Source organism: Mycobacterium marinum, assembly GCF_003391395.1.
Classification (GTDB): Bacteria; Actinomycetota; Actinomycetes; order Mycobacteriales; family Mycobacteriaceae; genus Mycobacterium; species Mycobacterium marinum.
Genome location: NZ_CP024190.1, coordinates 1,765,860 through 1,787,910 on the forward strand (window position 1 = coordinate 1,765,860; position 22,051 = coordinate 1,787,910).

Below are 22,051 nucleotides of genomic sequence, written 5' to 3' on the forward strand. Positions count from 1 at the left end.
TAGCAGGTTCCACTGACTAGACGACAGCCCCCGATACGCTGGCTGGATGAGCCGCGAGGCCCGGATCCGGGTGGCTCGGATCTATGACGACGTCGAACCCGACGACGGCCAGCGCGTCCTGGTCGACCGCATCTGGCCGCGAGGCATTCGCAAGGACGACCCCAGGGTCGGCATCTGGTGCAAGGGCGTCGCCCCGTCTACCGAGTTGCGTCAGTGGTACCACCACCAACCTGAGCGATTCGAAGAGTTCGCGGCGCGCTATGAGGCGGAGCTTTCTGGCAGTGCGGCGCTGGCCGAACTGCACACGCTGGCCCAGGGCGGTGCGGTCACGCTGGTCACCGCTACCCGAGAGGTAGCTGGAAGTCACGTGGCCGTTCTGGCGAATCTGCTGAAAGCCCGCTGAGATTCGTCGCTCGGGGGTGCGCTGCGTGAGACGATCTCCGGGTGCAGCTGGGATTGCATGCGCTGGGAATCGGTGCCGGGGCCGACCGCTCGATGATCGACGCCGTGGCCTCCGCGGCCGATGATGCCGGGTTTGCCACATTGTGGGCCGGCGAGCATGTCGTGATGGTCGACCGGCACACATCGCGCTACCCGTACTCCGAGGACGGCGTCATAGCGATCCCGCCCCAGGCGGACTGGCTGGACCCGATGATTGCGCTGAGCTTCGCCGCCGCCGCCTCCTCCCGTATCACCGTGGCGACCGGGGTGCTGCTGCTGCCGGAGCACAACCCGGTAGTGGTGGCCAAGCAGGCGGCAAGTCTGGACAGGTTGAGCGGGGGACGGTTGACGCTTGGCGTGGGCGTCGGCTGGTCTCGCGAGGAGTTCGCGGCGCTGGGTGTCCCGTTTCAGGATCGTGCTGGTCGTACGGCCGAATACGTCGCCGCGATGCGCACCCTGTGGCGCGACGATCTCGCCTCGTTCACCGGGGAGTTCGTCCGGTTCGATTCGGTTCGGGTGAATCCCAAGCCCGTGCGCGACCGACGGGTCCCGGTCATGGTCGGGGGCAACAGCGATGCGGCGCTGCGCCGCGTCGCGGCCTGGGCGGATGGCTGGTACGGCTTCAACCTCGACGGCGTTGGCGCCGTCCGCGAGCGGGTTGGCAAGCTCGATCGGCTGTGTGCCGAGTCGGGCCGCAACCGTGATGAGCTGCGGTTGGCCGTCGCCCTGCGCTGCCCCCAGCCGTGCGACGTCGATGCGCTGGCCGAGCTGGGGGTCGATGAGTTAGTGCTGGTTGAGACGCCGCCCGAGGCCGCCGAGGCGGCGCAAAACTGGGTTTCGGCGCTGGCAGAAAGATGGCTGTCCACAGTGTGGGTTAGGTAGGCTCCCCGTTGACATGAGTGAAGCCGACACGCTGTTCCCGAGGGAACTGACCGACCTCGACGACGAGGTCCGCAGCGTTCCGCCGCCGCCGGCGCCGGAGGTCCCCAGCCCGTACGCGTTCCGGCTGGCTGATCCCGACGCCGACGCCGAGAAGATCGCTGACTGGATGCGCCGGCCGCACCTGCTCAGGGCCTGGGATGCCGCATGGCCGGCGTCGCGGTGGTACCGCTACCTGCAGGCGCAACTCGAGGGCGATTACTCGCGACCCTACATCGGCAGCTTAGACGGCCTGGACTATGGATACCTCGAATTATATAGGGCTGCAAAAGATCTCATATCAACGCTATATGAGTCTGACCCCTATGATCTGGGCATCCACGCCGCAACGGCTGAACCGAAGTTCGTTGGCCTGGGAAATGCCCAACTCTTGCTGCCGCACTTCGTGGCCAGCGTGCTCAATGCCGAACCGCAATGCCGCCGGATCATCTTTTCCCCGGACTATCGCAGCAGGGGCACCCGCCGATTCTGCGAGAACGGTGGCTGCACATTCCTGGGCGAACATGACCTGCCGGATCGTCGCGTGGCGCTCTACGTGCTACCGCGCACTCTCGACGACGTGCCCGGACTACGCAGCTGAAGGTTTCGCTTCAGTAGTCGTAGCGAGCCATCGGGGGTTCGCAGGTGCGCTGCGTCCAGTCCAACGACTCGCTGAACGACATTGCGGCAGGAATCATTTCGCTAGTCACCAGCCCGTGACGGGTGGTCAGGTCCTCGACAATCTCGAAGCTGCGCGCGATCGCCTCGGGTGTGTCGATGATGATCGTGGTTACCGGCACATCGCGGGTGATCCGAAACAGCTTGTCTCCGTGTGTTCTGCGGTCACCATGAAACCCCCAGATGCCGCGTAGGGCGGTCGCTCCGCGCGCCGCCCCGGACTGCATCAGTCGATGCACCAGGGCACGGTGGATGGGCACCCCCTCGTGGTGACTGGCTTCGGAGGTGTGCACCATCAGCTTCTGCCACAGGTGGCGTCCTTGGTCATCGGTCGGCGGCAGCTGTTGGGGGCGGGCGAACAATCTGCCGTCGTTCTTGCACAGCCGCACCCGTTCGATGGTCAACAGCGGGTTGGTCAGTACGGTGGCGAGTTTGGTGGCGGCGGCGGACACCTGCGCGGCCGTTCCGATGCCGATGATCATGAGCGGAACGTTGACATTGCGGCCAAAAAAGCGGGCCCGGAATCGTTCGCCATCTGCTGTGCCGTCCACACCAAGAAGTACCGTGGCCCCGGCAAATCCATGCTGCCGTAGCAACTCGCAGACGGCATAGGCGGCGGGGGATCCGCCAACCCGGACCTGGCGGCCGACATAGACGGTCAGCTTTGCGGCGTCCGCGGTTTGCTGCTCGATGTCATTCAATGCTTCGACGCCGTTGTGCCGGGTCACCAGTCGAGCGCGCTCGAGTGTCAACAGCGCCCGGCCGGTCATCGCCGTCACTTCGTCGACCAGCGAGCGGATCTTGGACTCGACATCGACGGCGACGACTGTCACCGGAGGGTCCTCGGACAGGCTCAGCGACTGATCGCTGCGCAGCTCGTGCTTGAGGCCGAAACCGTTGGTACCACGCAGCATTACGCTCGTGGCGATGCCACGGTTGCCGAACAGATCCAGCAGCGTATCGGCCAGGAACCGATTGGTACCCACAACGCGATGCCGCTCACCGAAGTACGCGGTCAACTTGAGGCTCTGCGCGCTCATAGCAGCTGCGCGATCCAGTGCCCCAACAACGCCGCCCCGAGGCCGGCGAGCACGCTGAGCCCAATATTGGCCAGCGCGACCCACATTTGCCGTTCCTCGCTCAGCCGTTGGGTTTCCAGCATCCAAGTGGAGAAGGTGGTGTAGGCGCCCACAAACGCGGTGCCCGCCAACAGGGCCGCGTCCCGGGACAGTGCCAGGCCGGCAAGGAATCCGAGTAGTGCTGCGCCGCTGACGTTTACGGCGAAGGTGCCAAACGGAAACGTCCTGGCCATTCTGCGCGCGATCGTGCGGTCCACCAGAAAGCGCAGCGTCGAACCGAGGCCCCCAATGACCATGACGCCCATCCAAACCACCACGGTTCCTGCGGTCATCAGCGCACCCGCACGCGGCGAACCGCGACTGTCGCCAGTTTGACCGCCAGCAGCCCGAAAGTAACGCTCACGAGCGTGTAGACGAGGGCCAGTGCCCAATGGCCGTACTCGATCATCTTCAGCGTCTCGACTTGCATCGTCGAGAAAGTGGTTAGGCCGCCACACAATCCGGTTCCCAACAGTGGGCGTCGGTAGCTAGACAACGGCAACCGCTCCAGCAGGCGGGTGGTGAAGTAACCCACCAAGAAGGCGCCCACGATGTTCACGGTGAAGGTGGGCCAGGGCCACTTGGCCGGGTCGGGGACCGCCAGAGTGCTCAATGCCGCGCGGGCCAGGGCGCCCAGGGCTCCGCCGGCGAAAATCGCGGCCAGTTCTCGGTAGTCGGGGCGTGCCACCAGTCGCTTCCCTCCCGCGGTACAAGTTCGTGTCCGTTAGCAGCCTAGGTGGGGACTTGCAAGTGGGTAAACCCTGGGGAATACCTGGGAAGTTCCCGAGTGGTAGGGGGAGGCAGAATTGGTACTCATGGTTGCCAACCCGCGGGCCGGACAGCCGGCCCAGCCCGAAGACCTGGTCGATCTGTCCCACCTGGTGACGGCCTATTACACCATTGAACCCGATCCGGACGACGTCGCCCAGCAGGTGGTGTTCGGCACTTCGGGTCATCGCGGCTCCGCGCTGAACGGAGCGTTCAACGAGGCCCACATTCTGGCCATAACCCAGGCCATCGTCGAGTACCGCGCCGCACGTGGCACCACCGGACCGCTGTTCATCGGCCGTGACACACATGGTCTTTCGGAACCGGCCTGGGTGTCGGCGCTGGAAGTGCTCGCCGGCAACAACGTGGTCACCATGATCGACTCGGCGGACCGCTACACACCGACGCCGGCGGTCAGCCACGCGATCTTGACCTACAACCGCGGCCGCACCGAGGCGCTGGCTGACGGCATTGTGGTCACGCCATCGCACAACCCGCCGCCGGACGGTGGCTTCAAATACAACCCCCCCAACGGGGGCCCGGCCGACACCGACGCCACCAACGCAATAGCCAAGCGCGCCAACGAAATTCTGCGAGACGGGGCAGGCGTGGCGCGGATGCCATTGGCCCGAGCGCTACGTTCCGCGCAGCGGCATGACTACCTGGGCAACTATGTGGACGACTTGCCCAACGTGGTCGATATCGCTGCCATCCGCGAGGCTGGGGTTCGCATCGGTGCCGATCCGCTGGGCGGGGCCAGTGTGGACTACTGGGGTGAAATCGCCAGTCGGCACGGTCTGGCGCTCAGCGTGGTCAACCCGCTGGTCGACGCGACCTGGCGGTTCATGACGCTCGATCACGACGGCAAGATCCGGATGGACTGCAGCTCACCGGATGCGATGGCCTCGCTGATCGCCAACCGGGACCACTACCAGATCGCGACCGGCAACGACGCCGACGCAGATCGACACGGCATCGTCACCCCTGATGAGGGGCTGCTGAACCCGAATCACTATCTGGCGGTGGCCATCGACTATCTGTACACGCACCGGCCGTCGTGGCCGGCAGGCATTGCCGTGGGCAAGACCGCCGTCAGTTCGTCGATCATCGACCGGGTCGTCGCAGGAATCGGCCGTGAGCTTGTGGAAGTGCCGGTCGGGTTCAAGTGGTTCGTCGACGGCCTGATCGGCGGCACCATCGGGTTCGGCGGCGAGGAGTCGGCGGGCGCCTCGTTCCTGCGGCGCGACGGATCAGTCTGGACCACCGACAAAGACGGCATCATCATGGCGCTGCTGGCCGCGGAGATCCTGGCCGTCACCGGCGCCACGCCTTCGCAGCGGTACCGTGCGCTGGCTGATCAATATGGCGCCCCCACGTATGCCCGGGTAGACGCGCCCGCAAATCGGGACCAGAAGGCCCGTCTGGCCAAGCTGTCGCCCGACCAGATCAGCGCCACCGAACTCGCTGGTGAGCCGATCACCGCCAAGCTGACCCAGGCGCCGGGAAACGGCGCACCGCTGGGTGGGCTCAAGGTGACCACCGCCAACGCGTGGTTCGCGGCGCGTCCGTCGGGCACCGAAGACGTCTACAAGATCTATGCAGAGTCCTTCAACGGGCCCGCGCATCTGGCCGAGGTACAGAAAACCGCGCGCGAAGTGGTGAATCAGGTGATCGGGTAGTCGTTGCGGCCAGCGACTTTGAACCCGTGATGCTAGTGGTGTAGCTTCGATGAGCACGACTTCGCGGGGCTATGGCGCAGCTGGTAGCGCACCACACTGGCAGTGTGGGGGTCAGGGGTTCGAGTCCCCTTAGCTCCACTCGATTTAACTGGGCATTTTGCGTATTTCCACGCTGGATTTGAGTGGTCAGGAGTGGGTTGACGACCGTGTTCGTCCGCACGCTGACAGCGGGCTCGAACACCGGCCGACTGGGTGGCCAAGGCCCTGCACTCGCAGGCCACTCGGGTACCCCGAGGCGTTGGAAGCGAAGGTCGAGTCGCTCCGCCGTTGCCAAACCGCGGGCGGAGTGTGCGACGGTTACCCGCCGAACCTCCTGTTGACCTTGGCCCTGGCCACGGCTTGGAGCGCGATGAGCCCGTTCGGACCGTCTTTGAAGCCCTTGTCCAGCCAGCAGCTTGCGGTGATGCGGGAGAGTGTTGCGCGTCGGCCAGCCCTTAGCTGATCACCGACACGGTGTCGTCACCCTTATTTGCGACATAGACGTCGCCGGCTTCGGCGCCGGTCGGGCTGACCGCCACCTCGATCGGGTTGGTACCGACGGAGATCGTGCCGATGACGGTGTTGGTGGTGGGGTCGATCACCGACACCGTGTCGCTGCCCCCTGTTGGTGACGTAGATGTCGCCGGCTTCGGGGCCGGTGGGGCTGACCGGCACCCCAAACGGTCCGTTGCCGACGGAGACGGTGGCGGTGACGCTCTAGCCCGCACCTCCGTCACCGCCGTCACCGCCGGTGCCCCCGGTGCCTCCAGGGCCGCCGGCCGCACCGGAGGAGCCACTGCCGGCGTTGCCGGCGTTACCCGTGCCTCCGGCGTTGCCGGCACCGACGACGCCGGTGCCTCCGGTGCCGCCGTCACCGCCGCTGCCTCCGGTGCCGCCGCTGCCTCCGGTGACCGCACCGGTGCCTCCGGTGCCGCCGGTGCCACCTTGACCGCCCTCGCCGCCGGTGCCGCCGGGGCCGGCGCTGCTGGATCCGCCGGTGCCGCCTGGGCCGCCTTGGCCGCCTTGGGCGCCGGCGCCGCCGTTGATGCCGCTGATGACTCCGTTGGCTCCGGTGCCGCCCTGGCCGCCTTGGCCGCCTTGGCCGCCTTGACCGCCGCTGTTACCACTGAAAGTGGAGACGCCGCCGGTGCCGCCCTTTCCGCCTTGACCGCCGAGGCCGGCCGTGCCCCCGGTGCCCGGTGTGCCGGGTCCGGCACCGGCCGTGCCGCCGGCTCCACCCTGGCCGCCATTGCCGCCGGTGCCGCCGGTGCCGGCGTTATCGGTACCGGTGTCGAACGCGCCAACACCGCCTTGGCCGCCAACACCGCCCTGGCCGCCATCGCCGCCGTCGCCGCTGGTGCCGTTGGTACCCGTACCGGCAGCGGCGCCGCCGTCACCGCCGGTGCCTCCAGCGGCGCCGACACCGCCGTCACCACCCACGGCGGCTAGTGCGGCTGCTCCGCCTGTGCCGCCGGACCCGCCGCCGCCGGCGTTGCCGCCGTCGCCTCCGCTGCCGTTTCCGCCGGCCCCAGCATCGCCGCCGGTGCCGCCGTTGCCGGCGGCGCCACCCGCGCCGCCCACACCGCCCGCACCGCTACCGGTGGACCGGGCTGCGCCGCCGTTACCACCGGCGCCGCCGCTACCACCGTCGCCCGCGTTACCGCCATCGCCGCCGCCAGCACCACCCGCGCCACCGTTGCCGCCATCACCAGCGGCCCCACCTGTACCGCCAATGCCACCGGGGCCATTGGAGGCATTGCCGCCTTGGCCCCTGCCGCCGGTGCCGCCGTTGCCCCCGTGGCCCCCGGCTCCGCCGTCGCCGCCGCCACTAGCGCCAATGCCGGCGCCGCCCGCACCGCCGTCACCACCCCTGCCTCCTACGCCGCCAGTTTGGCCGGCTTGGCCGTTGTTAGCGGTGGGAGCGCCGCCAAGCCCGCCCTTCCCGCCGTTTCCCCCCGCTCCGCCGTCTCCAGCGGCGCCGCTAGCCCCGCCGCCCGCGCCGCCCGCGCCGGCAGCACCACCGGCACCGCCGGTCCCGCCAGATCCACCGTCTCCGCCGACCTGTCCGGCCGAGCCCTGCCGCCCGTTGCCGCCGTTGCCGCCGCCGCCGCCGTCGCCACCGTTTCCGCCGTCGCCGCCGCCGATCCCACCGATTCCCGCGCCGCCGGTCCCGCCGGCCCCGCCGGCACCGCCGTCGCCGCCGTCGAGGCCTGGGGGGAGGGCGGCTCTGGTGCCACTGCTGCCGCCGCCGGCGTCGCCGCCGTCGCCGCCCGTCCCGCCGTTGCCGGAACTGCCGTCAGCGCCCGTGCCCGTGCCGCTGCCGCCGGCACCGGCTGCGCCTCCGGTGCCGCCGTCGCCGCCTGCGCCGCCGGTCCCGAGAGTCCCGTCGGGAAGCGCCGCGGCGACACCGCCGTTGCCGCCGGTGCCCCCAGTGCCCCCAGTGCCTCCGGTGCCCCCATCGCCGTTGCCGCCGGCGCCAGCCGCGCCGCCGGCGCCCCCGGCACCGGCCGTGCCGCCGATACCGCCAGCGCCCCCGTTGGTGGTAATGGTGCCGGTTCGGGGGTCGCCGAGGCCGCCGGTGCCGCCATCGCCACCGAGGCCGCCGGTCCCTCCGTGACCGCCACCGATCCCGCCTGTACCGCCGACGCCGCCATCACCGGCCGCACCGCCGGCCCCGCCGTCGCCGCCGAGCTCGCCGCCCTGACCGCCGGCGCCGCCACCGCCGCCGGTGCCACCTCCGCCGCCGGTGCCGCCGCCGGTAGCGCCGATGCCGGCCCCGCCGGTGCCGCCAGCGCCGCCGATGCCGCCCGTCCCGCCGTCGCCGCCGGGGTGGTCACTGTCCCACGGACCGAGTCCGCCGGTGCCGCCTTTGCCGCCGCTACCGCCATCCCCGCCGGTGCCGCCACCGTCGCCGCCGCCGCCGCCGCTACCGCCATCCCCGCCGCTACCGCCGGAGCCTGGGTCGCCGCCAGCAATGCCCGACGGGATGCCGCCTCCGGCTCCGCCGGCTCCGCCGTTGCCGGCAGCGCCGCCGTGGCCTCCGGTGCCGCCTCCGGTGCCGCCGTTGCCGGCCCCGCCAGCACCGCCTACGCCGCCGTCGCCGCCAGCGCCACCAGCACCAGCGTGCTGGCTCGGATCTTTGCCGCCGGTGCCGCCGGTACCGCCCGTGCCGCCGGCACCACCAGCCCCGCCGGTGCCGCCGGTACCCGTGGCGCCCGTGACCGATCCGGTGCCGCCTTGACCGGCCCCGCCACCTTCGCCGCCTTGACCGCCGGCGCCGCCGTCGCCGCCATCCACTCCCGTGTTGGCAGTGTTGTTAACGCCAACTCCGCCGGTACCGCCTTTACCTCCGGTTCCGCCGTCGCCGCCTTGGCCGCCGGCGCCTTGGATGCCGCCGGTGCCGGTGCCGGCTGCGCCGCCGGTGCCGCCTTGGCCGCCGGCACCACCTGATGCGCCCTGGTCGCCGATACCGCCGCCGGAAGTCCCGTTGGTGCCCTGGCCGCCGGCCCCGCCGGTGCCGCCAGTGCCGCCGGTGCCGCCGTCGCCGGAGTTGCCGTCGGCACCCGTGGTGGATCCGGTGCCGCCGGTGCCTGCGGCTCCGCCGATGCCACCGGTGCCGCCTTGGCCGCCGGCGCCGCCGGCTGCTCCTGGGGTGGTGCTGTTGTCGGTGCCGGCGCCGCCGGTTCCTCCGGTGCCTCCGGTTCCGCCGTTGCCGCCTTGGCCTCCGGCGCCTTGGATTCCACCGGTGCCGGTGCCGGCTGCGCCGCCCGTGCCGCCGGAGCCTCCGATGCCGCCGACCCCGCCTTGGCCGCCGGTGCCGGCGTCGGCAGCCCCCGCGGTGCCTTGGCCGCCTTGGCCGCCGCTGCCGCCGGTGCCGCCGACCCCGCCGTTGCCGGAGCTGCCATCAGAGCCCATGGTGGACCCGGCGCCGCCAGCACCCGCTGCACCACCGGTACCGCCGACACCGCCCGTACCGCCGATGCCGCCGGACAACAAAGGATCGGTGCTATCGGTACCGGCGCCTCCGGTGCCGCCTTGGCCTCCAGTGCCGCCGCTGCCGCCTTGGCCTCCGGCGCCCTGGATTCCGCCCGTGCCGGTTCCGGCCGCGCCGCCAGCCCCACCGATGCCCCCGGTGCCGCCAACGCCGCCTTGGCCTCCGGTGCCGGCGCCCGCCGTTCCGGTGGTGCCTTGGCCGCCTTCGCCGCCGCTGCCGCCGGTGCCGCCCGTGCCGCCGTCGCCGGAGGAGCCCGCGGCGCCCATGGTGGATCCGGTGCCGCCTTGACCGGCCGCGCCACCAGTACCGCCGACGCCGCCCTGGCCGCCGGCTTGTGCGGCTTGCGATGGGTCGGTGCTGTCGGTGCCGGTGCCTCCGGTGCCGCCTTGGCCTCCGGTTCCGCCGGTGCCGCCCTGGCCGCCGGCGCCTTGGATGCCGCCGGTGCCGGTTCCGGCTGCACCGCCCGTTCCGCCGGTTCCGCCTGCGCCGCCGGTGCCTCCGGTGGCGCCTTGGGCGCCGGCGCTGACCGTGGTGGTGTTGTCGGCGCCTGCGCCGCCGTGGCCGCCGAGTCCGCCGGTGCCGCCGTCGCCGGAGGAGCCCTCGGCGCCCATGGTGGATCCGGTGCCGCCGGTGCCTGCGGCTCCGCCGGTCCCGCCGGTGCCGCCTTTGCCGCCGGCTTGGCCGGCGAGGGTTGGGTCGGTGCTGTCGGTGCTGTCGGTGCCGGTGCCTCCGGTGCCTCCGGTTCCTCCGGTTCCGCCGGTGCCGCCTTGGCCGCCGGCGCCTTGGATGCCACCGGTGCCGGTTCCGGCTGCACCGCCCGTTCCGCCTTGGCCGCCTGCGCCGCCGGTGCCTCCGGTGGCGCCTTGGGCGCCGGCGCTGACCGTGGTGGTGTTGTCGGCGCCCGCGCCGCCGTGGCCGCCGAGTCCTCCGGTGCCGCCGTCGCCGGCGGTGCCCGCGGACCCGCTGGTGGAACCGGTGCCGCCTTGACCGGCTGCGCCACCAGTGCCGCCGGTGCCGCCTTTGCCGCCGGCTTGGCCGGCGAGGGTTGGGTCGGTGCTGTCGGTGCCGGTGCCTCCGGTGCCTCCGGTTCCTCCGGTTCCGCCGGTGCCGCCTTGGCCGCCGGCGCCTTGGATGCCACCGGTGCCGGTTCCGGCTGCGCCGCCGGTTCCGCCTTGGCCGCCTGCGCCGCCGGTGCCTCCGGTGGCGCCTTGGGCGCCGGTGCTGACCGTGGTGGTGTTGTCGGCGCCCGCGCCGCCGTGGCCGCCGAGTCCGCCGGTGCCGCCGTCACCGGAGGAGCCCTCGGCGCCCATGGTGGATCCGGTGCCGCCGCTACCGGCTGCGCCGCCGGTACCGCCGGTGCCGCCTTGGCCGCCGGCGCCGCCGGCTGCTCCTGGGGTGGTGCTGTTGTTGGTGCCGGTGCCTCCGGTTCCTCCGGATCCGCCGGCGCCCCCGGTGCCGCCTTGGCCGCCGGCGCCTTGGATGCCACCGGTGCCGGTTCCGGCTGCACCGCCCGTTCCGCCGGTTCCGCCTGCGCCGCCGGTGCCTCCGGTGGCGCCTTGGGCGCCGGCGCTGACCGTGGTGGTGTTGTCGGCGCCCGCGCCGCCGTCGCCGCCGAGTCCGCCGGTGCCGCCGTCACCGGAGGAGCCCTCGGCGCCCATGGTGGATCCGGTGCCGCCGCTACCGGCTGCGCCGCCGGTACCGCCGGTGCCGCCTTGGCCGCCGGCGCCGCCGGCTGCTCCTGGGGTGGTGCTGTTGTTGGTGCCGGTGCCTCCGGTTCCTCCGGATCCGCCGGCGCCCCCGGTGCCGCCTTGGCCACCGGCACCTTGGATGCCACCGGTGCCGGTTCCGGCTGCACCGCCCGTTCCGCCGGTTCCGCCTGCGCCGCCGGTGCCTCCGGTGGCGCCTTGGGCGCCGGCGCTGACCGTGGTGGTGTTGTCGGCGCCCGCGCCGCCGTCGCCGCCGAGTCCGCCGGTGCCGCCGTCGCCGGCGGTGCCCGCGGACCCGCTGGTGGAACCGGTGCCGCCTTGACCGGCTGCGCCACCAGTGCCGCCGGTGCCGCCTTTGCCGCCGGCTTGGCCGGCGAGGGTTGGGTCGGTGCTGTCGGTGCCGGTGCCTCCGGTGCCTCCGGTGCCTCCGGTTCCTCCGGTTCCGCCGGTGCCGCCTTGGCCGCCGGCGCCTTGGATGCCACCGGTGCCGGTTCCGGCTGCGCCGCCGGTTCCGCCTTGGCCGCCTGCGCCGCCGGTGCCTCCGGTGGCGCCTTGGGCGCCGGTGCTGACCGTGGTGGTGTTGTCGGCGCCTGCGCCGCCGTCGCCGCCGAGTCCGCCGCTGCCGCCGTCGCCGGCGGAGCCCTCGGCGCCGGTCACTGATCCGGTGCCGCCTTGACCGGCCGCTCCGCCGGTTCCTCCGGTGCCGCCTTGGCCGCCGGCTTGGCCGGCGAGGGTTGGGTCGGTGCTGTCGGTGCCGGTTCCTCCGGTGCCGCCTTGGCCTCCGGTTCCGCCGGTGCCGCCTTGGCCGCCGGCGCCTTGGATGCCGCCGGTGCCGGTTCCGGCTGCGCCGCCGGCTCCGCCTTGGCCGCCTGCGCCGCCGGTGCCTCCGGTGGCGCCTTGGGCGCCGGCGCTGACCGTGGTGGTGTTGTCGGCGCCCGTGCCGCCGTCGCCGCCGAGTCCGCCGGTGCCGCCGTCGCCGGCGGAGCCCTCGGCGCCCATGGTGGATCCGGTGCCGCCAGTGCCTGCGGCTCCGCCGGTCCCGCCGGTTCCGCCTTGGCCGCCGGCTTGGCCGGCGAGGGTTGGGTCGGTGCTGTCGGTGCCGGTGCCTCCGGTGCCTCCGGTTCCTCCGGTTCCGCCGGTGCCGCCTTGGCCGCCGGCGCCTTGGATACCACCGGTGCCGGTTCCGGCTGCGCCGCCGGTGCCACCTTGGCCGCCTGCGCCGCCTGATGCGCCCTGGCCGCCAGTGCCGCCGTCGACTGCGCCCATAGAACCGGTGCCACCAGCACCGCCGTCGCCGCCGAGTCCGCCGGTGCCGCCGTCGCCGGAGGAGCCGTCGGAGCCCATGGTGGATCCGGTGCCGCCGCTGCCTGCGGCTCCGCCGGTGCCGCCGGTGCCGCCTTGGCCGCCGGCTTGGCCGGCGAGGGTTGGGTCGGTGCTGTCGGTGCCGGTGCCGCCGATACCGCCCGTGCCTCCGGTTCCGCCGGTGCCGCCTTGGCCGCCGGCGCCTTGGATGCCGCCGGTGCCGGTTCCGGCTGTGCCGCCGGTGCCGCCGGTGCCGCCTGCGCCGCCTGATGCGCCTTGGCCGCCGGTGTCGCCCGGGTTCACGGCGGTGGTGCCTTGGCCGCCTTCGCCGCCGTCGCCGCCGAGTCCGCCGGTGCCGCCGTCACCGGAGGAGCCCTCGGCGCCCATGGTGGATCCGGTGCCGCCGCTACCGGCTGCGCCGCCGGTACCGCCGGTGCCGCCTTGGCCGCCGGCGCCGCCGGCTGCTCCTGGGGTGGTGCTGTTGTTGGTGCCGGTGCCTCCGGTTCCTCCGGATCCGCCGGCGCCCCCGGTGCCGCCTTGGCCACCGGCACCTTGGATGCCACCGGTGCCGGTTCCGGCTGCACCGCCCGTTCCGCCGGTTCCGCCTGCGCCGCCGGTGCCTCCGGTGGCGCCTTGGGCGCCGGCGCTGACCGTGGTGGTGTTGTCGGCGCCCGCGCCGCCGTCGCCGCCGAGTCCGCCGGTGCCGCCGTCGCCGGCGGTGCCCGCGGACCCGCTGGTGGAACCGGTGCCGCCTTGACCGGCTGCGCCACCAGTGCCGCCGGTGCCGCCTTTGCCGCCGGCTTGGCCGGCGAGGGTTGGGTCGGTGCTGTCGGTGCCGGTGCCTCCGGTGCCTCCGGTGCCTCCGGTTCCTCCGGTTCCGCCGGTGCCGCCTTGGCCGCCGGCGCCTTGGATGCCACCGGTGCCGGTTCCGGCTGCGCCGCCGGTTCCGCCTTGGCCGCCTGCGCCGCCGGTGCCTCCGGTGGCGCCTTGGGCGCCGGTGCTGACCGTGGTGGTGTTGTCGGCGCCTGCGCCGCCGTCGCCGCCGAGTCCGCCGCTGCCGCCGTCGCCGGCGGAGCCCTCGGCGCCGGTCACTGATCCGGTGCCGCCTTGACCGGCCGCTCCGCCGGTTCCTCCGGTGCCGCCTTGGCCGCCGGCTTGGCCGGCGAGGGTTGGGTCGGTGCTGTCGGTGCCGGTGCCGCCGATACCGCCCGTGCCTCCGGTTCCGCCGGTGCCGCCTTGGCCGCCGGCGCCTTGGATACCGCCGGTGCCGGTTCCGGCTGCGCCGCCGGCTCCGCCTTGGCCGCCTGCGCCGCCGGTGCCTCCGGTGGCGCCTTGGGCGCCGGCGCTGACCGTGGTGGTGTTGTCGGCGCCCGTGCCGCCGTCGCCGCCGAGTCCGCCGGTGCCGCCGTCGCCGGCGGAGCCCTCGGCGCCCATGGTGGATCCGGTGCCGCCAGTGCCTGCGGCTCCGCCGGTCCCGCCGGTGCCGCCTTGGCCGCCGGCTTGGCCGACGAGGGTTGGGTCGGTGCTGTCGGTGCCGGTGCCGCCGATACCGCCCGTGCCTCCGGTTCCGCCGGTGCCGCCTTGGCCGCCGGCGCCTTGGATACCACCGGTGCCGGTTCCGGCTGCGCCGCCGGTGCCACCTTGGCCGCCTGCGCCGCCTGATGCGCCCTGGCCGCCAGTGCCGCCGTCGACTGCGCCCATAGAACCGGTGCCACCAGCACCGCCGTCGCCGCCGAGTCCGCCGGTGCCGCCGTCGCCGGAGGAGCCGTCGGAGCCCATGGTGGATCCGGTGCCGCCGCTGCCTGCGGCTCCGCCGGTCCCGCCGGTGCCGCCTTGGCCGCCGGCGCCGCCGGCTGCTCCTGGCGTGGTGCTGTTGTCGGTGCCGGTGCCGCCGATACCGCCCGTGCCTCCGGTTCCGCCGGTGCCGCCCTGGCCGCCGGCGCCTTGGATGCCACCGGTGCCGGTTCCGGCTGCGCCGCCGGCTCCGCCGGTGCCGCCTGCGCCGCCTGATGCGCCCTGGCCGCCAGTGCCGCCGTCGACTGCGCCCATAGAACCGGTGCCACCAGCACCACCGTCGCCGCCGAGTCCTCCGGTGCCGCCGTCACCGGAGGAGCCCTCGGCGCCCATGGTGGATCCGGTGCCGCCGCTACCGGCTGCGCCGCCGGTCCCGCCGGTGCCGCCTTGGCCGCCGGCGCCGCCGGCTGCTCCTGGCGTGGTGCTGTTGTCGGTGCCGGTGCCTCCGGTGCCGCCTTGGCCTCCGGTTCCGCCGGTGCCGCCCTGGCCGCCGGCGCCTTGGATGCCACCGGTGCCGGTTCCGGCTGCACCGCCCGTTCCGCCGGTTCCGCCTGCGCCGCCGGTGCCTCCGGTGGCGCCTTGGGCGCCGGCGCTGACCGTGGTGGTGTTGTCGGCGCCCGCGCCGCCGTGGCCGCCGAGTCCGCCGGTGCCGCCGTCGCCGGAGGAGCCCTCGGCGCCCATGGTGGATCCGGTGCCGCCGCTGCCTGCTGCGCCGCCGGTACCGCCGGTGCCGCCTTGGCCGCCGGCGCCGCCGGCTGCTCCTGGGGTGGTGCTGTTGTTGGTGCCGGTGCCTCCGGTTCCTCCGGATCCGCCGGCGCCCCCGGTGCCGCCTTGGCCGCCGGCGCCTTGGATGCCACCGGTGCCGGTTCCGGCTGCGCCGCCGGTTCCGCCGGTTCCGCCTGCGCCGCCGGTGCCTCCGGTGGCGCCTTGGGCGCCGGTGCTGACCGTGGTGGTGTTGTCGGCTCCTGCGCCGCCGCCGCCGCCGAGTCCGCCGGTGCCGCCGTCGCCTGCGGAGCCGTCGGCGCCGGTCACTGATCCGGTGCCGCCTTGACCGGCGGCTCCGCCGGTCCCGCCGGTGCCGCCTTGGCCGCCGGCCTGGCCGGCGAGGGATGGGTCGGTGCTTTCGGCGCCGTCTCCGCCGGTGCCGCCTTGGCCTCCGGTTCCGCCGGTGCCGCCTTGGCCGCCGGCGCCTTGGGTACCACCGGTGCCGGTTCCGGCTGCGCCGCCGGTTCCGCCTTGGCCGCCTGCGCCGCCGGTGCCTCCGGTGGCGCCTTGGGCGCCGGCGCTGACCGTGGTGGTGTTGTCGGCGCCCGCGCCGCCGTCGCCGCCGAGTCCGCCGGTGCCGCCGTCACCGGAGGAGCCCTCGGCGCCCATGGTGGATCCGGTGCCGCCGCTACCGGCTGCGCCACCAGTGCCGCCGGTTCCGCCTTGGCCGCCGGCTTGGCCGGCGAGGGTTGGGTCGGTGCTGTCGGTGCCGGTTCCTCCGGTTCCTCCGGTGCCGCCGGTTCCGCCGGTGCCGCCTTGGCCGCCGGCGCCTTGGATGCCGCCGGTGCCAGTTCCGGCTGCGCCGCCCGTTCCGCCTTGGCCGCCGGCACCACCTGATGCGCCTTGGCCTCCGGTGCCGGCGCCCGCCGTTCCGGTGGTGCCTTGGCCGCCTGCGCCGCCGTCGCCGCCGAGTCCGCCGGTGCCGCCGTCGCCGGAGGAGCCCTCGGCGCCCATGGTGGATCCGGTGCCGCCGCTGCCTGCGGCTCCGCCGGTGCCGCCGACCCCGCCTTGGCCGCCGGCGCCGCCAACTGCTCCTGGCGTGGTGCTGTTGTCGGTGCCGTCGCCGCCGGTGCCGCCTTGGCCTCCGGTTCCGCCGGTGCCGCCTTGGCCGCCGGCGCCTTGGATACCACCGGTGCCGGTTCCGGCTGCGCCGCCGGTTCCACCGGTTCCGCCTGCGCCGCCTGATGCGCCTTGGCCGCCAGTGTCGCCCGGGTTCACGGCGGTGGTGCCTTGGCCGCCTTCGCCGCCGTCGCCGCCGAGTCCACCGGTGCCGCCGTCACCGGAGGAGCCCTCGGCACCGGTCACTGATCCGGTGCCGCCTTGACCGGCGGCCCCGCCGGTTCCTCCGGTGCCGCCTTGGCCGCCGGCGCCGCCGGCTGCTCCTGGGGTGGTGCTGTTGTCGGTGCCGTCTCCGCCGGTGCCGCCTTGGCCTCCGGTTCCGCCGGTTCCGCCTTGGCCGCCGGCGCCTTGGATACCACCGGTGCCGGTTCCGGCTGCGCCGCCGGTTCCGCCGGTTCCGCCTGCGCCGCCGGTGCCTCCGGTGGCGCCTTGGGCGCCGGCGCTGACCGTGGTGGTGTTGTCGGCGCCTGCGCCGCCGTGGCCGCCGAGTCCTCCGGTGCCGCCGTCACCGGAGGAGCCCTCGGCGCCGTTCACTGATCCGCTGCCGCCGGTGCCTGCGGCTCCGCCGGTTCCTCCGGTGCCGCCTTGGCCGCCGGCTTGCGCGATTTGCGACGGGCCGGCGCTGTCAGTGCCGGCGCCGCCGATACCGCCCGTGCCTCCGGTTCCGCCGGTGCCGCCCTGGCCGCCGGCGCCTTGGGTACCGCCGGTGCCGGTTCCGGCTGCACCGCCCGTTCCGCCGGTTCCGCCTGCGCCGCCGGTGCCTCCGGTGGCGCCTTGGGCGCCGGCGCCGACCGTGGTGGTGTTGTCGGCGCCCGCGCCGCCGTGGCCGCCGAGTCCGCCGGTGCCGCCGTCGCCGGCGGAGCCCGCGGCACCGGTCACTGATCCGGTGCCGCCGGTGCCTGCGGCTCCGCCGGTGCCTCCGGTGCCGCCTTGGCCGCCGGCTTGGCCGGCGAGGGTTGGGTCGGTGCTGTCGGCGCCGGTGCGGCCGGTGCCGCCTTGGCCTCCGGTTCCGCCGGTGCCGCCTTGGCCGCCGGCGCCTTGGATGCCGCCGGTGCCGGTTCCGGCTGCGCCGCCGGTTCCGCCAGTTCCGCCGGCGCCGCCTGATGCGCCCTGGCCGCCAGTGCCGCCGTCGACTGCGCCCATAGAACCGGTGCCACCAGCCCCGCCGTCGCCACCTAGCCCGCCGGTACCGCCGTCCCCGGATGACCCGTCGGCACCCGCAACGGATCCAGTGCCACCAGAGCCGGCAGCACCACCAGTACCGCCGGCCCCGCCCTGGCCGCCCGCTCCGCCTGCGACTCCGGCATTCGCACTGTTGTCGCTACCGGCTCCGCCTTGGCCGCCGGTGCCGCCGACGCCCCCGACACCGCCGGATCCACCGACTCCCGAGTCGGTGCCTCCGGATCCGCCGGTTCCTCCGGCTCCACCGGCGCCTCCGGTGCCGCCGATGTCTCCGTCGAGTCCGCTGCCGGCAGCTGCGTCGGCGCCGGTGGTTCCGGTGCCGCCAGCCCCGCCTGCGCCGCCGTCGCCGCCGGTACCGATGGACTGGCCGCTAGTGCCGCTGGCGCCGCTGGCGCCGCCGACCCCGCTTGTGGTGCCGGCCGCGCCGCCCTGACCCCCGGCACCCCCAGCGCCGATGTTTCCGCCAGATCCGCCGGCTCCGCCGGTCCCGCCGATCGTGGTGTTGGCGGCTCCGGCGCCGCCGTCGCCAGCTTGGGCGCCGCTGTTGCCGCCCGTCCCGCCGGCTCCGCCATCGCCGTTGTTGCCCGCCGCGCCGGCTCCGGTCCCGGCGTTACCGCCTGCCCCGCCGGTCCCGCCGTCACCGCCGGCGCCACTGTCCCCGCCGTCGTGGCCGCTCGCGCCGCTGCCGTCCAGTGCGTCTGCACCGGATCCGCCGGTTCCTCCGGTGCCGCCAGTCCCGCCGGTGCCGCCGTGTCCGCCGGATCCGTTGGTGCCGCCGAGGCCGCTGTTGCCGCCGGCGCCGCCGGTTCCTCCGGTGCCGCCGGCGTATCCGGTGCCGCCGGTGAGGCCGGTTCCTGCGGCGGCGTCGGTGCCTTGTCCGCCGGTTCCTCCGGTGCCGCCGTCACCGCCATCGCCGCCGATGCCGGCGTCGCCGTGGGTTCCTGTGGTGCCGCCGGTGCCGCCGAAGCCGCTGTTGCCGCCGGCTCCGCCTGCGCCGGCGTCGCCGCCGGTGCCGCCTTGGCCTCCGTCGCCGCCGATGCCGGTGGTGTTGTCCGCGCCGGATCCGCCGGTTCCGCCTGTGCCGCCAGTCCCGCCGGTTCCGCCGTGTCCGCCGGATCCGTTGGTGCCGCCGAGGCCGCTGTTGCCGCCGGCGCCGCCGGTTCCTCCGGCGCCGCCGGCGTATCCGGTGCCGCCGGTGAGGCCGGATCCTGCGGCGGCGTCGGTGCCTTCTCCGCCGGTTCCTCCGGTGCCGCCGTCACCGCCGTCTCCGCCGATGCCCGCATGACCCCTGGATCCGTTGTGGCTGAACAGGTTGCCGGCACCGCCGGCTCCGGCTTGGCCGCTGGCACCGCCGACCCCGCCGTCCCCGCCAGCACCGCCGATACCGGTAAGACTGTCTGCGCCCGTGCCGCCGCCGCCACCGGCGCCGCCAGCACCGGCGTGGCCCCCGGTCCCACCGCAGCCGAACAACAGCGCGGCTTGACCGCCGGCGCCGCCGTCGCCGCCAACACCGCCACCGCCACCAGTGGCGCCGTTGCCTCCGTCGCCGACACCGTTGCTGCCATTAGCACCAGCTCCGCCGGCCCCGCCGTCCCCGCCGGCACCGCCACCCATCAAGACGCCGCCGCGTCCGCCGGCCCCGCCGTGGCCACCCACGCCTCCGGTGGCGCCGACTGTGGTAGCAGCCCCGCCGGCCCCGCCGTCTCCGCCGGAGCCAGCTCGGCCCAACAGCCATCCGGGGTTGCCGCCGTCTCCGCCGGCACCCCCGGCGCCGCCGGCAGTGCCGACTCCGCCGGCGCCACCACCGCCGCCGTGCCCGAAGAGCAGCGCGGCCTGACCGCCCGCCCCGCCTGCACCGCCGCCGATGCCGCCGGTGCCGCCGTGTCCGCCGAAGCCCATCACCAGGCCGCCTGCGCCGCCCGCCCCACCCGTGCCGCCGCCGATGCCGCCGGTGCCGCCGTGCCCGCCGAAGCCCAACAGCCATCCACCGTTACCGCCCTCGCCGCCCGCGAAGCCGCCATCGCCGCCGGCGCCGCCGTGCCCGCCGAAGCCCAACAACCACCCGGCATTGCCACCATCGCCGCCCCCAAGGCCGCCGTCACCGCCGGCGCCGCACAACAGTCCGCCGTGGCCGCCGTCGCCACCGGCGAACCCACCGTTGTCGCCGCCAGCCCCACCAGCCCCACCGCGGCCCCACAGCGCCGCCCATCCGCCGGACCCGCCGGTCTGCCCAGTTGCACCGGCACCGCCAGCGCCGCCGTTGCCATACAGCAGCCCGCCGTGCCCGCCGGTGCCGCCGAAGCCGCCACCGGAGCCGCCGCTGCCGCCCATCCCACCTGCGCCGCCGTCGCCAAACAGCCACGCGCCTCCACCGCTACCCCCGCTACCGCCACCAGTGCCGCCCGCACCGCCGATACCACCGCGGCCAAGCAGCCACCCGCCGCTGCCGCCGTTGCCGCCGGTGCCGCCGCCTATTCCGCCGGAGCCGCCAGAGCCGCCGTTGCCCCATAGGCCCGCGGATCCGCCGGCCCCGCCGGCCTGCCCGGGCGCACCGGCCGCGCCGTTGCCGCCACTGCCGTAGAGCAGCCCACCGTCGCCGCCCGCACCACCGGGGGTTGTCGCATTGGCGCCGTTGCCGATCAACGGGCGCCCGAGCAGAGTCTGGACCGGCGCGTTGACCGCGTTCAGCAGATTCTGCTCAACGTTGGTCGCCTCAGCCCACACATACGAACTCGTCCCAGTGTTCAAAGCCGCAACGAACCGGTCGTGAAACGACGCTATCTGCGCGCTGATGGCCTGATACTCGACGCCGTTGGCGCCAAAGAGCGCTGCGATGCGCGTCGATACCTCGTCAGAGCCCGCAGCCAACAACTCTGTCGTGGCGGCGGCAGCCGCCGCGTTGGCCGCGCTGACCGTCGATCCGATGTTCGCCAATTCACCTGCGGCCGATGACACGATTTCCGGTGAGATAGACATGTACGACACAGGGCAGCTCCAAAACACGCTCGGTGACGGCAGTGCACCCGCAGCCAGAATTGATGCGGTTGGTATTGGGAAAGAAAATAGGTAGTCGGACTACTGGCGGAGGTTCGCTTTGGGGAGATTGCCAAGGTGAGCCTGTCGTTGTGGTCCAGCGTTTGTGCGACTCGGTCACGCGACGTTCGGATGGGACGACTCTGCGGGGACACGACATCGACCAAGTGCCAACCGCACACGTTGGACTGAAGCATTCCTAGCCTCGTCACGGTCAACAAAAGTGTTGGGGCAGAGGATAACTCGACGTCGTGGGCGGGAACCCGGAGATCGGGCCGGATGCGCGACGCGACTCGAGATGCTCGAGGTGCCGAACACCAATGATGTCGTGGTGGTTGGCCGCGATCACGAAATCGGCAGTGTCATTTGGTGTTCATGCGGACTTCATGATCGGGGGTCGGCCGGAGGCGAGGCATGGTTGCGCACCAATCCTGGGACTGTTGGTGCGGATCGGCCAATTCTGCACCGGCAGGGCGCCCAGGCAGCCAACAGTTGGCCTCTGCGTGCAGCGGGTCGCGACGTACGTCGGCTCGTACATCTGGGCGAGCGCCTGGTAATCGGTTCGGCCGGTTTAGCGTTTCGCGTCGGTGCCGGAGATCGCAAAGTGCTTGAGGGATCGGCCAGCGAAGTCCTACCACCACCCACACGACCTCGTGTTGTTCGAACGACAATCGTGTTGCTACGACTGGTATCGGCGCCGGTCTGATGCTTCGCGCCAGCCTCGCGTGGGTCCCAGCGATAGCGACGTCATCCAAACCATCGATCCGAACAACGCGGGCGACACCCGCGTTTCCGTTGACTGATGGAGCCGCTTCTCACAACGACCGCTTATTCGATTTGACTTTCATTGTCGTTTACGAAGCCAGCCGCACTTTGGACCTGGTCAAGGCGACGACCGGAAGTTAGCAATTGGGCCGGTAACTGTCGACAACGTTATTTTCCACCGCGAGCTGCTGCTACGCACCTGCCTCGGGAGGAGTTAGTCGATAGCCGAATGGGGGAGAGGAAAGGGTTATGCCAGGAATGCCTGGCTGGCCCCAATTGCTTGAGCCGGGGTGTATGAGAGATTTTCCGAGAATGGTCACTGAGACTGGCCGGATGTGGCGCTTTTGCCTGGCAGGGCTGGCGACAAGGGTGCTTGGACATCTGAGGCGACGTCGCCTCGTTATCTCGTGGCTCGCACGCCTGTGTGCCAACACCACGAGTGCACTGCCATGCCGATATCACCAGCGCTACGGGACCTTACGGCACTACCTGCGCCCGGATGCGCGGCGTTGCGTTCGGCCCGAACCTGCCTCGGCCCGCGTGCCATCACCCGCCGTCCGTGCAATATCGGTAGGGCATTTGACAATTATTTTCGACAAGACTCTCATACACCCCGGCCCAATTAATTGGGGCCAGCCGGTCATTTCTAGTTCGGCCGCCGGACGCTGTTGTAGTTTGCGGCAGTGAAAATAAGGCACAAGACCTGCAATGATGCCTTGTTCAAGCCCGGGCATCGCGAGGTCTCAGCAA

The 22,051-nt window shown here is 73.3% G+C and carries 9 protein-coding genes and 1 tRNA gene; 5 read left to right on the top strand and 5 right to left on the bottom strand.

Annotated features, from left to right (window positions below; genetic code table 11):
* Positions 1-46: 46 nt before the first annotated feature.
* From CCUG20998_RS07465 to CCUG20998_RS07475, 3 genes are read left to right on the top strand one after another with little or no spacing between them, the layout of a single operon-like run.
* Entirely contained in the window at positions 47-403 is a 357-nt protein-coding gene (locus CCUG20998_RS07465) for a DUF488 domain-containing protein (RefSeq protein ID WP_020732328.1), read from the top strand.
* A gap of 41 nt (positions 404-444) precedes the next feature.
* The gene (locus CCUG20998_RS07470; protein WP_020732329.1) at positions 445-1,323 is read left to right on the top strand and encodes an LLM class F420-dependent oxidoreductase; all 879 of its coding nucleotides are present in this window, start codon (positions 445-447) and stop codon (positions 1,321-1,323) included.
* 13 nt (positions 1,324-1,336) lie between these two features.
* Entirely contained in the window at positions 1,337-1,960 is a 624-nt protein-coding gene (locus tag CCUG20998_RS07475; RefSeq protein ID WP_012393422.1) for a GNAT family N-acetyltransferase, read from the top strand.
* 10 nt (positions 1,961-1,970) lie between these two features.
* Here the strand turns inward: CCUG20998_RS07475 and CCUG20998_RS07480 are convergent, their stop codons facing one another.
* The 3 genes from CCUG20998_RS07480 to crcB (CCUG20998_RS07490) are packed head-to-tail and all read right to left on the bottom strand — an operon-like array spanning position 1,971 to position 3,843.
* On the bottom strand, positions 1,971-3,077 hold the full coding sequence (locus CCUG20998_RS07480; protein WP_020732330.1) for a DUF190 domain-containing protein: 1,107 nt from the start codon (positions 3,075-3,077) through the stop codon (positions 1,971-1,973).
* Positions 3,074-3,448, bottom strand: a complete 375-nt coding sequence (gene crcB, locus CCUG20998_RS07485) for a fluoride efflux transporter CrcB (RefSeq protein ID WP_012393424.1) — start codon at positions 3,446-3,448, stop codon at positions 3,074-3,076. The genes CCUG20998_RS07480 and crcB (CCUG20998_RS07485) overlap by 4 nt, the downstream gene beginning before the upstream one ends.
* Positions 3,448-3,843 (bottom strand): fluoride efflux transporter CrcB, encoded by a 396-nt coding sequence (gene crcB / locus CCUG20998_RS07490; protein ID WP_012393425.1) that lies wholly within the window; start codon positions 3,841-3,843, stop codon positions 3,448-3,450. Before crcB (CCUG20998_RS07490) ends, crcB (CCUG20998_RS07485) begins: the two co-directional genes overlap by 1 nt.
* Positions 3,844-3,970: 127 nt before the next feature.
* Here crcB (CCUG20998_RS07490) and pgm point away from each other — a divergent pair, with 127 nt between their 5' ends.
* Both pgm and CCUG20998_RS07500 read left to right on the top strand, forming a co-directional pair.
* Positions 3,971-5,602 (top strand): phosphoglucomutase (alpha-D-glucose-1,6-bisphosphate-dependent), encoded by a 1,632-nt coding sequence (pgm, locus tag CCUG20998_RS07495; protein WP_020732332.1) that lies wholly within the window; start codon positions 3,971-3,973, stop codon positions 5,600-5,602.
* 65 nt (positions 5,603-5,667) lie between these two features.
* Positions 5,668-5,740, top strand: a tRNA-Ala gene (locus CCUG20998_RS07500).
* Positions 5,741-6,096: 356 nt separating this feature from the next.
* On the opposite strand, the gene CCUG20998_RS28345 is transcribed toward CCUG20998_RS07500, so the two are convergent.
* On the bottom strand, positions 6,097-6,249 hold the full coding sequence (locus CCUG20998_RS28345) for a hypothetical protein (protein WP_020732333.1): 153 nt from the start codon (positions 6,247-6,249) through the stop codon (positions 6,097-6,099).
* A 109-nt stretch (positions 6,250-6,358) separates the two neighbouring features.
* Complete coding sequence (locus CCUG20998_RS07510) at positions 6,359-20,479, bottom strand: PE family protein (protein ID WP_153068542.1); 14,121 nt, start codon at positions 20,477-20,479, stop codon at positions 6,359-6,361.
* Between the last annotated feature and the right edge of the window lie 1,572 nt (positions 20,480-22,051).

What these genes read in the sequence shown, in the direction of transcription:
- CCUG20998_RS07465 (WP_020732328.1), top strand. Translation starts at nt 47, where the DNA reads ATGAGCCGCGAGGCCCGGATCCGGGTGGCTCGGATCTATGACGACGTC.
- crcB (WP_012393424.1), bottom strand. Translation starts at nt 3,448, where the DNA reads ATGACCGCAGGAACCGTGGTGGTTTGGATGGGCGTCATGGTCATTGGG.
- CCUG20998_RS07510 (WP_153068542.1), bottom strand. Translation starts at nt 20,479, where the DNA reads ATGTCTATCTCACCGGAAATCGTGTCATCGGCCGCAGGTGAATTGGCG.
- CCUG20998_RS07480 (WP_020732330.1), bottom strand. Translation starts at nt 3,077, where the DNA reads ATGAGCGCGCAGAGCCTCAAGTTGACCGCGTACTTCGGTGAGCGGCAT.
- pgm (WP_020732332.1), top strand. Translation starts at nt 3,971, where the DNA reads ATGGTTGCCAACCCGCGGGCCGGACAGCCGGCCCAGCCCGAAGACCTG.
- CCUG20998_RS07475 (WP_012393422.1), top strand. Translation starts at nt 1,337, where the DNA reads ATGAGTGAAGCCGACACGCTGTTCCCGAGGGAACTGACCGACCTCGAC.